Here is a 9,374-nt window from a genome sequence, read left to right on the forward strand (position 1 = left end):
GACGTGAGAATCACTGATACGGCGGTAAAGCGCCCGATCTTCGCGATCGTCATTAACTTACTGCTGCTGACCTTTGGCTTAGTGGCATTTACTATGTTACCGCTGCGCGAATACCCTGATATTGAAACTCCAATAGTCAGTGTAAGCACTAACTACACAGGCGCATCAGCGGAAGTAGTAGAAACCAAGATCACCCAAGTACTAGAAAACCGGATTTCGGGGATCGAAGGGATCAAAAGCATAAATTCTAGTAGCCGCAACGGTAGCTCCAATATCACTATCGAATTTAATATCGATCGTGATATCGACGCTGCTGCAAATGATGTACGTGAGCGCGTTTCTCGTGCGCTGGATAGACTACCAGAACAAGTTAGGCCGCCTGAAGTATCGAAATCAAACAGCGATGAAAGCCCTATCGCTTGGTTTGTACTCAATAGCGAAACCATGGATACCTTGCAGCTTTCAGACTACGCCCAGCGCTTTATCGTTGACCGTCTGGCAGTTGTTGATGGCGTATCAAATGTACGCATTGGCGGTGAGCGTCAATACGCCATGAAAATTTGGCTAGACCGAAAGGCGATGGCCGCTCGTGGAGTCACAAGCAGTGATATTGAACAAGTGCTACGCAGAGAAAACGTAGAATTACCCGCTGGCGAAATTGAATCCGTTGACCGTGATTTTTCTGTTCGTATTGCCAGAAGCTATAAGACTCAAGAAGACTTTGACAATCTGGTGATTAAGCGCGGTGAACAAGGTTATTTGGTGCGACTTGGTGAAGTCGCGCAGGTGGTACTTGAAGCCGCTGACGACGAAAGTACCTTCCGTGGTAATGGTAAAAATATGATTGGCCTTGGTGTTGTTAAGCAAGCCAAAGCCAATACGCTAGAAGTGGTCGACAACGCTCGTAAAGAGCTTGAAAAAATAAAACGCAACCTGCCTCAAGGCACCACCATAGAAGACAGCTACGATTCTTCTATTTTTATCCGTGAGTCCATTGCTGAAGTATACAGCACACTTGCGATTGCCATGGCGTTGGTAGTACTCGTTATCTACATCTTCCTTGGCAATATCCGCGCTACGCTGATCCCTGCTGTTACCGTGCCGGTAGCCTTAGTTGCAACCTTTATGTTCTTACTGGCCATGGGGTATTCTATCAACTTGCTGACGCTGCTTGCACTTGTGCTTGCCATCGGCCTTGTGGTCGATGACGCCATTGTAATGCTAGAAAATATCTACCGCCGCATCGAGCTTGGCGAACCCAAGTTACTGGCAGCCTACCGTGGCGCGCGAGAAGTAGGCTTTGCCATCATTGCGACAACGCTGGTTTTGGTTGCCGTGTTTATTCCCTTAGTCTTTATGGATGGTCGTATTGGCGCCCTATTTACCGAGTTTGCCTTTGCAGTAAGTGCTGCGGTGCTGTTTTCCAGTATTACCGCGTTGACCTTGTCTCCTGCCCTTTGCTCCAAAGTATTAAAGCCCAGCAATAAAGAAAACCGCTTTAGTCAGTGGATGGACCGTCAATTTGGACGACTAGAACAAGGGTATCGCCGAGTTTTACAAGACAACTTATCGCGCAAATATAGCCTGATTGTGATGTTGGCACTGGCGGGTTTTACCAGCTATAGCCTGTTTAAACAGATCCCGTCTGAACTGACACCAAAAGAAGACCGCGGTACTTTCTTCGTTATGATGAATGGCCCAGAAGGGGCAAGCTACGAAAACAACTCGCAAAATATGGCAAAAATTGAAGAGCGCCTACTACCTTATGTAGACTCAGAGGAACTTAGCCGCGTGCTTATTCGGGTGCCTGGTTGGGGTGGTCAAGGCGGTGTTGCTATTATCGGCATGCCAGACTGGGATGAGCGAAAACGCTCTACTTGGGAAGTCATGGATGAGATCAGCGGTAAAATGCAAGACGTTACAGATATTCGCGCCTTTGCTATTATGCGCCGTGGTATTGGCGGCGGCGGTAACTCACGTCCCATTGAGTTTGTACTGCAAGGTAACGACTACGATGAGTTAGCTGCATGGCGCGATCGCATTCTAGAACGCGCACGAGAAAATAAAGGACTGGTTCGTCTCGATCACGATTACAAAGAAACCTTCCCACAGTTTTTGATAAGCATTGATAAAACCAAAGCCGCAGATTTAGGCGTGTCGGTAAGTGCCATCGGCCAAACGCTAGAAACCATGCTGGGACAACGTCGTGTTACCACCTTTATTGACCGCGGTGAAGAATACGATGTGATCTTAAAAGGCACCAAAGCCGACTTCTCTGCCCCAGATAATATTTCTGATATTTATGTGAAATCTCGTAGCGATGAGCTCGTGCCATTAGACAGTTTGATCACCATAAAAGAAGAAGCCACAGCTTCTCGATTAAACCGCTACAACCGTATGCGCGCAATCACTATCACGGCAAACCTCGCTGGCGACTATACACTGGAGCAAGCGCTCGACTTTTTAAATAAAGTTGCCGCCGAAGAGAATGATATCGACGGCGCCATCGACTACAAAGGCGAGTCACAGCTGTTTTATGAAGGTGCATCAGCGATGACCTATGTGTTTATTCTGGCGCTCACCGTTACGTTCTTGGTATTAGCCGCACAGTTTGAAAGCTTTGTCCATCCACTGGTTATCATGCTCACCGTACCGCTGGGTTTAGTTGGTGCAATGTATGGATTGTTTATCACCGACAGCACGCTCAACATTTATAGCCAAATTGGTATTGTCATGTTGATTGGCCTTAGCGCCAAAAACGGTATCTTAATCGTGGAATTTGCTAACCAATTGCGTGACAAAGGCATTGCCTTCGAACAAGCCATTGTTGATGCTGCAGCGCAGCGATTACGACCTATTATTATGACCTCGCTAACGACCGTAATGAGCTCCATCCCTCTTGTGTTTGCAACAGGTCCTGGGTTCGAAAGCCGCATGGTGATCGGTGTCGTGATTTTTGCCGGTGTCAGTGTTGCCACCATTTTAACCTTGTTTGTTATCCCAACCGCCTATACTTTACTAGCTAAGAAGACGCAATCTCCAGAAGAGACGACAAAACGTCTTGAGGAGCAGTCGAAACAACATCCTGAGCAGGAGGTATAATGGCAAATTTACAAACCGCAACTTTTGGTGGTGGTTGTTTTTGGTGTATTGATGCGGCATTTCGCCGCGTCAATGGCGTTGAGTCAGTGCAGTCAGGTTACACAGGTGGCCACACAGATAATCCCACCTATCAAATGATATGTCGGGGAGACAGTGGCCATGCTGAGGTAGTCCAACTCCAATTTGATGCCGATATTGTCAGCTTTGATACTTTGCTTACTATGTTTTTTACTCTGCATGACCCAACGCAGTTGAACCGCCAAGGTAACGACATTGGTACTCAGTACCGCAGTGTGGTGTTTTATCATGACCAGCAGCAACAGCAACAAACTCAAGATTGTATTGCGCAGCTTCAAAGCCAGTTAAGTGAAAAAATAGTGACTGAAGTTAGCCCAGCGCCTGAATTTTATCCTGCTGAGCACTATCACCAAGATTATTACACTGAAAACCCAAACCAAGGCTATTGCAGTGTGATGATTGCCCCTAAAATTGCAAAGTTTGAAAGCCATTTTGCGACAAATTTAAAGCACTAAACTTGTGTGCCGAACGCAATAGATTGCGTTCGGCTTATGGCTTACGGCTTACGGCTTACGGCTTACGGCTTACGGCAACATAGGTATAGCAAATACATAAAAACTAGTGCGGCCATCTTTAATCCGCAAATGCCCACGCATTACTTCCATTTCTAAATTCGCAGTATCACCAGGTCTTAAGGTATCTAAGCCTTTAAGCGGAACAACACCTGAATTGATTAACTGGGCGTTGTGTTTAATGACCTGCGGAATATCTTCGCTCATATCCACACCCAAGAATTCAAACACATCAATCACAATACGGCTAAATTCTGTATAAAGCTTGTCAAAAATCCCTGGAGTCAAAGTATCTATCAAATCGAGGATCCACGGCAACTCTACTTTTGTCGTCACCACAGGCTTAAAGCTAGAAATTAAAGGATCTAACTCAAGCTGCTGGGTACGTACATCATACTTACCTTTGATGGTGACATTTTCGTTGTTAATATAGACATGGATATAAATATTCATCCCAAGCTGCTTCTTACGAAACTTAGCGTAAGACTTCAAATCGAAGCCATCGATCAACACCGGTACTTTATTTTGTGCATCGACTCTACCTGCGATTTTCATATGCATAGTGCCGTAGAGACTAGTCGTGTGGCTTACTTTATTTGAGCTAGATTGTGCGGCAATATTATTGACGATATCGGTCGTCAACTCTTTGTAGTTATGTTCCACATTCGAAAATTGCTGATGAATGATATCTGAAACCTGCGTATACATTTCCTTTGGACCTTGGCTAGATGTTGTCCTGCCAGTAGACCAACACTCTCCACCGGTATAAATCACAGGCACAGATATAGGCGTTAGGTGATCGTTGCCAGGATGACGATAGTACATCATGCTGCGGATCCGACTACAGGTTTGCGATGGCGCGTTAAACCAAGCGAAATCGCCCGTCATTGATTGTGTTGAAAATTGAGGTTCAAGCTGGCTTTCAGGCTGTGAGGCTTGTGCTGATGTGACAATCCCAAGCGTGAGTAACCCAAATAATAGTGACTTCATGTTCTTTTCCTTAAGGTAGTAATAATACAAATCAAAGCTATTATCAACCACATGTAAGGCAGAACACCAGTTACAAATGTAATGCAACTAGGGCCTGTTGATCTTTCAAGTTTGTTTTTGCAGCAGTTTGACTGGTATTTATACAAGGCAGAGCCTGCGTAGCATAGTTATTCTATGTAAGTCAGGTGATAACACAGTAGAAATGCCAGTCAAGCGCTGCCCTTTGGGTTCACCTGAGTGCGCTTTGTTCATTGTTGCTCAACTTTTGCCTAGATTACTAGGCGGCAAGTCGAGCGTCGCGATCAAAACACACTCAGAAGAACAAAAATCAAACAGCAAAGGTCAACAGGCCCTAAATGATAAATAAGAAAAGTGATCCATTACTCATGATGGATCACTCTGGGTATTGAAAAGCAGTTAACGCATTAGAAGCTGTAGCTCACACCAACGTAGGCTTGTCTACCTAGTGGCTTATAGCCCAGTAAAGAGCCATCTTTTGCTTCGCCCGCTGTGGCATTGAAATAACGCTTATCGGTTAAGTTTTCAATTCGGCCATTTAACTTGAATCCGTCGAAAAACGTATAGTTAGCAGCTAAGTTAAACAGCGTATATGACGGTAAAGTCACTGTATATGCACCTTCAGCTCCCCATACTTTATCGTCGCGATTACCTCTATGGACTAAGGTCAGTGTTGCGTCAACATTTTCCCACTCTTTACTGACTGAATAAGTTAAGGTACGTCTCGCTCTGCGCTGTAATTGCTTATCGGTATCAGCGTCTTTAGCACTCACATAGCTCGCATTTACTGTATGCTCGATACCAAAGTTGTCTTCAATTTCAACAGAAAGATCAGCACCTTCAAAGTCAGCGCGCTGAACATTGTAAGGGACGTATTTCCATTTATCATTTTGCTGATAAACGATTTTATCGGTAATACGGTTATCGTATACCGCAGCTTCCACACGGAAGTTCTCGCCGCTCCATGTGACAATAATTTCGTTATTAGTGGCTTCTTCAGGCTTAATATTCGGGTTAGGCAGATAGTAAGGACTATCAATCACAAACGCCTGTGATAAAGAAGGTGCTCTAAAGGCAGTACCATGATTCAACTTAACACTCAGGCCATCCATGAGTTGCTTACCTACAGCAACCGTGTAGGTGTTTGCACGACCATGAAAATCATAATCATCCGTTCTCAGTACAACCTCTGCCAGCCAATTTTCATCGTTGTAAAACCCACCTAGTGCTAAAGATAAGTTATCACGCTCAGGCTCTGAAAAAGAGGCGGTAGAATCACCAACATCTTCATTTAGAAAGGTAAAGTTACCCGTGAAGATCAAAGCTTCAGTTAAACTATATTGCGACTGATATTCAAATTGGCTGCGTTTGGTGACATAAGCGTTATCGTCAGCACTATTACCGATTTGAACGTTTTGTTCCTTACCTAAGCTGTATGACGCACTTTGGCTAAACTTGTCAGTACGTCTTTTCCACGCCAACTTATTGGTGTAGTTATGGAAACGGTAAGCATCACTACCAAAAGAGTCATACTCCCCCTCTCCTTCACTGTACTGTGAACGTAAGCTAAAAATGCCACTTTCTTCATCACCATACTGCACATTTAAACCGGCATTACCGTTATAATATCCATCACGGTCATGGTTTTTTGTGATTGCAGCTTCAGGGTCTTTCTCTATCACATCATAGCCATCGGTATGAGTGTAACCCGCATTAGCTGCAATACTAAACTTATCTTTTTTGTAATTTACCGTTGCTTCGGTCTTGGAGTAATTGTTACTCCCAGTCGTAAGCGCGATAGTATTGTTATTCCCTTCGCGACTAATAATATTAATCACGCCAGCAATGGCATCTGAACCATAAATCGCAGCTTTGGCACCACGAATGATCTCAATCCTTTCGATGCTATTAAGTGGTAAATTAGTAAGCGAATTGTCACCGGAGTTTGCATCCGTCACTCGAACCCCATCAATTAACACTAGCGTATGCTTAGCATCATTACCGCGTAGGAATAAACTCACGCTTTGGCCGAAGCCACCGTTTCTAACCGCTTGAATACCTGCGACATTATCGAGTAGCGATACGACATCTTGAACATTGCTTTTTTCAATTTCAGCACGACCTATAACCGTAATGGCAGACAGTGTGCTTTCTAGAGATTGTTCAAATTTATTGGCAGTAACAGTGATATGTTCAACATTTTGATCAGCAAACGCTGAAAAAGAGAGCGCCGTCGCTATCGCCGCGCTTAGAGCAGTTTTATTTAACATGGTTTCCCCTAACTTGTACCCACCGTACAAGAACACAAAGTGACTGTTTCAAGGCCGGTCTCCGGGCTCAGTAAACCTGCAGATTAGCAGTTCACTCTACCGTTGCGGGGGCAGCGCTGGCATAGAACCGATCCAAGCTAATCACGTGCAATAAACTGTCTTATTCAATTTATTGTTGATTAACGCAATTAGATGTTCCCTTGTGTTCGCACCAGTTTCCCGATTATCTATACACTTAGCAACCACACTAGGTTGTGTACAGCACCTTGAAAATGCGAGGCTATTGTCTTGGGTTTCGGAATGATTGTCAATGGACGTCTAGAAATCCAAAAGTGCAATCTATGCACTTTTGGAATGAAGTAAAGCGTAATTAGTCGCGGAAGTTTTTGAATTGAAATGGTTGGCCAAGCTCACCGGTACGAACCAGTTGCATCGTTTCTTGCAAATCGTCACGCTTTTTACCCGTTACACGCACCGTATCGCCTTGAATTGATGCTTGAACTTTCACTTTTGAGTCTTTGATGAGCTTAACCAGTTTTTTCGCCATCTCTTTGTCGATGCCTTGCTTTAACGCCACCTTACGCGATACGTATTTGCCAGAGCGCTCAATGTCTTTTAACTCGAAGCTTGCCACATCTAGGCCACGCTTTGCCGCTTTACCCACTAGCATATCGAACAATTGCATAACTTGCTGTTCTGCTTCCGCTTTGAGGTTAATCATTTCACCGCTTAGCTCGATTGACGCATCTACGCCACGAAAATCAAAACGTGTATCAAGCTCACGAACCGCGTTGTCTACGGTATTTTTTGCTTCTGTCATATCAATTTCAGATACAATATCAAATGAAGGCATGCTTCTCTCCTAAAGTCATTTTGGCTCGATTATAGCAGTTTATGCCTAATTTGAGTTACTTTAAGTTTTTAAACAGCGTATTAGGATGTTCACCCAATGGACAGTTTTCGATGGTATACTGCTCGCTTAGTCATACAGAAGTAGGATGTATTGTGACACGGCGCGTTTATAAAGCTCTTTTGATTATCTCTTTAATTATATGTACGGTGCTATTCGCAAAGGAAATTAGCTTGTCTCCAAAGCTGTTCCCAAATATCGATAAAGTGGCACATTTTGGTGTGTTTTTTGTGCTTGCGTTTATCTCTCACCATGCTTTTAAAGTAAAGGTATGGACACACATAGTGCTACTGTCCTTGTACGGTGCAGGAATTGAGTGGATGCAGCATTCATTACCATATCGCCAAGCATCTACCGCTGACTTTTTGGCTGATTTAGCCGGTGCGGTCAGTTATTTTGTTCTATTTTATATTTGGGCAAGTTGGCGCAACAGAAAACATGGCTAACATACATATTTTAGGTGAAGGGGCGATAGGATTACTGCTCGCCCAGCACCTTAGTCAATCTCATCAAATTACGCTGATCACTCGAAATAAACGCGCGGCGACTTATCGCTATCAAACAGCAAGTATTCAACAAACCATCCCATGCAGCACCAAAACACTTGCAGAACTCCCTGCCAACAGTATAGATACGCTAATCATTCCCGTTAAAGCATATCAGGTCATCGAAGCACTCCAAGCGCTCCGCCCTGTACTTTCAAAAAATGGCACGCTAATCCTTAGTCATAATGGCATGGTAGATTGGTCTGGTGAGTTAGCAGCGCTTGAAAAAACACAATCCGCCTACTTCTTAAGCACATCCATTGCTGGCTATAAAGTCGCAGACACTGTGCACCATACAGGACAAGGTGCAACTTGGTTTGGGCCGTTAAATTCACCCGCAGAATGCCACTACCAGCGCGTATTCTCGCAACTGTTTAGCACATTTGAAAATGCCCAAACCACGTTTGATATCATGCCAACGCTTTGGAAAAAGCTGGCGGTTAATATTGCCATTAACCCGTTAAGTGCATTGGAACAAGTCGAAAATGGTCAGTTAAGACAGCCCAAATACGCAGCCCAAATCCTTAATTTAATGAATGAAGTACAGCTTGTGGCCGCAAGTACAGGCGTAACCTTAGCGCTTAGCGAGCTAGTCACGCTTGCTTACACTGTAATGGCGCAAACCGCAAACAATCGCTCTTCAATGAATCAAGATCTCGCGAATAACAGGCGCACAGAAATTGACGCTATGTGCGGCTATATTTGCGAGCTAGCAGCAAAACAAAATATTGATGTACCGTTTAATCAACAGTTACTTGAGGAAGTGAATAAGCGCTGGCAGCTAGCGCGACAATAGGCTTAACTTCTCGGCGGGTAAATCGCCTTATATGGACTCCTCCAATTGTACAAGCCACTTTTAGCATTATTAGTGTGATTGCGTGCTTATATCCGGGCTCTTGATGAGGTGCTACCTCGGCCTCTTTGATGTATTCGCGCCCTTGTGCCTTCT

General features: G+C 44.3%; 7 protein-coding genes and 1 riboswitch. Of the genes, 4 read left to right on the plus strand and 3 right to left on the minus strand.

All coding sequences use genetic code 11. The annotated features are described in order from the left end of the window. The first annotated feature begins 3 nt into the window (after positions 1-3). The gene (locus EXT48_RS15925; RefSeq protein ID WP_017218429.1) at positions 4-3,102 is read left to right on the plus strand and encodes an efflux RND transporter permease subunit; all 3,099 of its coding nucleotides are present in this window, start codon (positions 4-6) and stop codon (positions 3,100-3,102) included. Next, entirely contained in the window at positions 3,099-3,635 is a 537-nt protein-coding gene (gene msrA / locus EXT48_RS15930) for a peptide-methionine (S)-S-oxide reductase MsrA (protein ID WP_175401293.1), read from the plus strand. Before EXT48_RS15925 ends, msrA begins: the two co-directional genes overlap by 4 nt. 69 nt (positions 3,636-3,704) lie before the next feature. Here msrA and EXT48_RS15935 read toward each other — a convergent pair whose 3' ends face one another. The 3 genes from EXT48_RS15935 to EXT48_RS15950 form a co-directional block, all read right to left on the minus strand. Further along, a complete protein-coding gene (locus EXT48_RS15935) occupies positions 3,705-4,682 on the minus strand; it encodes a hypothetical protein (protein ID WP_069021859.1) in 978 nt (325 codons plus the stop codon). A 425-nt stretch (positions 4,683-5,107) separates the two neighbouring features. After that, positions 5,108-6,970, minus strand: a complete 1,863-nt coding sequence (locus tag EXT48_RS15945) for a TonB-dependent receptor (protein WP_069022802.1) — start codon at positions 6,968-6,970, stop codon at positions 5,108-5,110. 34 nt (positions 6,971-7,004) lie between these two features. Next, positions 7,005-7,251: riboswitch (cobalamin riboswitch) on the minus strand. 89 nt (positions 7,252-7,340) lie between these two features. Continuing rightward, positions 7,341-7,823 (minus strand): YajQ family cyclic di-GMP-binding protein, encoded by a 483-nt coding sequence (locus EXT48_RS15950; protein WP_010374237.1) that lies wholly within the window; start codon positions 7,821-7,823, stop codon positions 7,341-7,343. A gap of 152 nt (positions 7,824-7,975) precedes the next feature. On the opposite strand from EXT48_RS15950, the gene EXT48_RS15955 reads away from it, so the two are divergent. Together EXT48_RS15955 and EXT48_RS15960 are read left to right on the plus strand one after the other, a co-directional pair. Then, the gene (locus tag EXT48_RS15955) at positions 7,976-8,326 is read left to right on the plus strand and encodes a VanZ family protein (RefSeq protein WP_236596531.1); all 351 of its coding nucleotides are present in this window, start codon (positions 7,976-7,978) and stop codon (positions 8,324-8,326) included. Continuing rightward, a complete protein-coding gene (locus EXT48_RS15960; protein ID WP_069022800.1) occupies positions 8,319-9,221 on the plus strand; it encodes a ketopantoate reductase family protein in 903 nt (300 codons plus the stop codon). Before EXT48_RS15955 ends, EXT48_RS15960 begins: the two co-directional genes overlap by 8 nt. Positions 9,222-9,374: the final 153 nt, after the last annotated feature.

This window comes from Pseudoalteromonas sp. CO348, assembly GCF_004208845.1.
In the GTDB taxonomy this organism is placed as follows: Bacteria; Pseudomonadota; Gammaproteobacteria; order Enterobacterales; family Alteromonadaceae; genus Pseudoalteromonas; species Pseudoalteromonas maricaloris.

What these genes read in the sequence shown, in the direction of transcription:
- EXT48_RS15935 (WP_069021859.1), bottom strand. Translation starts at nt 4,682, where the DNA reads ATGAAGTCACTATTATTTGGGTTACTCACGCTTGGGATTGTCACATCA.
- EXT48_RS15945 (WP_069022802.1), bottom strand. Translation starts at nt 6,970, where the DNA reads ATGTTAAATAAAACTGCTCTAAGCGCGGCGATAGCGACGGCGCTCTCT.
- EXT48_RS15950 (WP_010374237.1), bottom strand. Translation starts at nt 7,823, where the DNA reads ATGCCTTCATTTGATATTGTATCTGAAATTGATATGACAGAAGCAAAA.
- EXT48_RS15960 (WP_069022800.1), top strand. Translation starts at nt 8,319, where the DNA reads ATGGCTAACATACATATTTTAGGTGAAGGGGCGATAGGATTACTGCTC.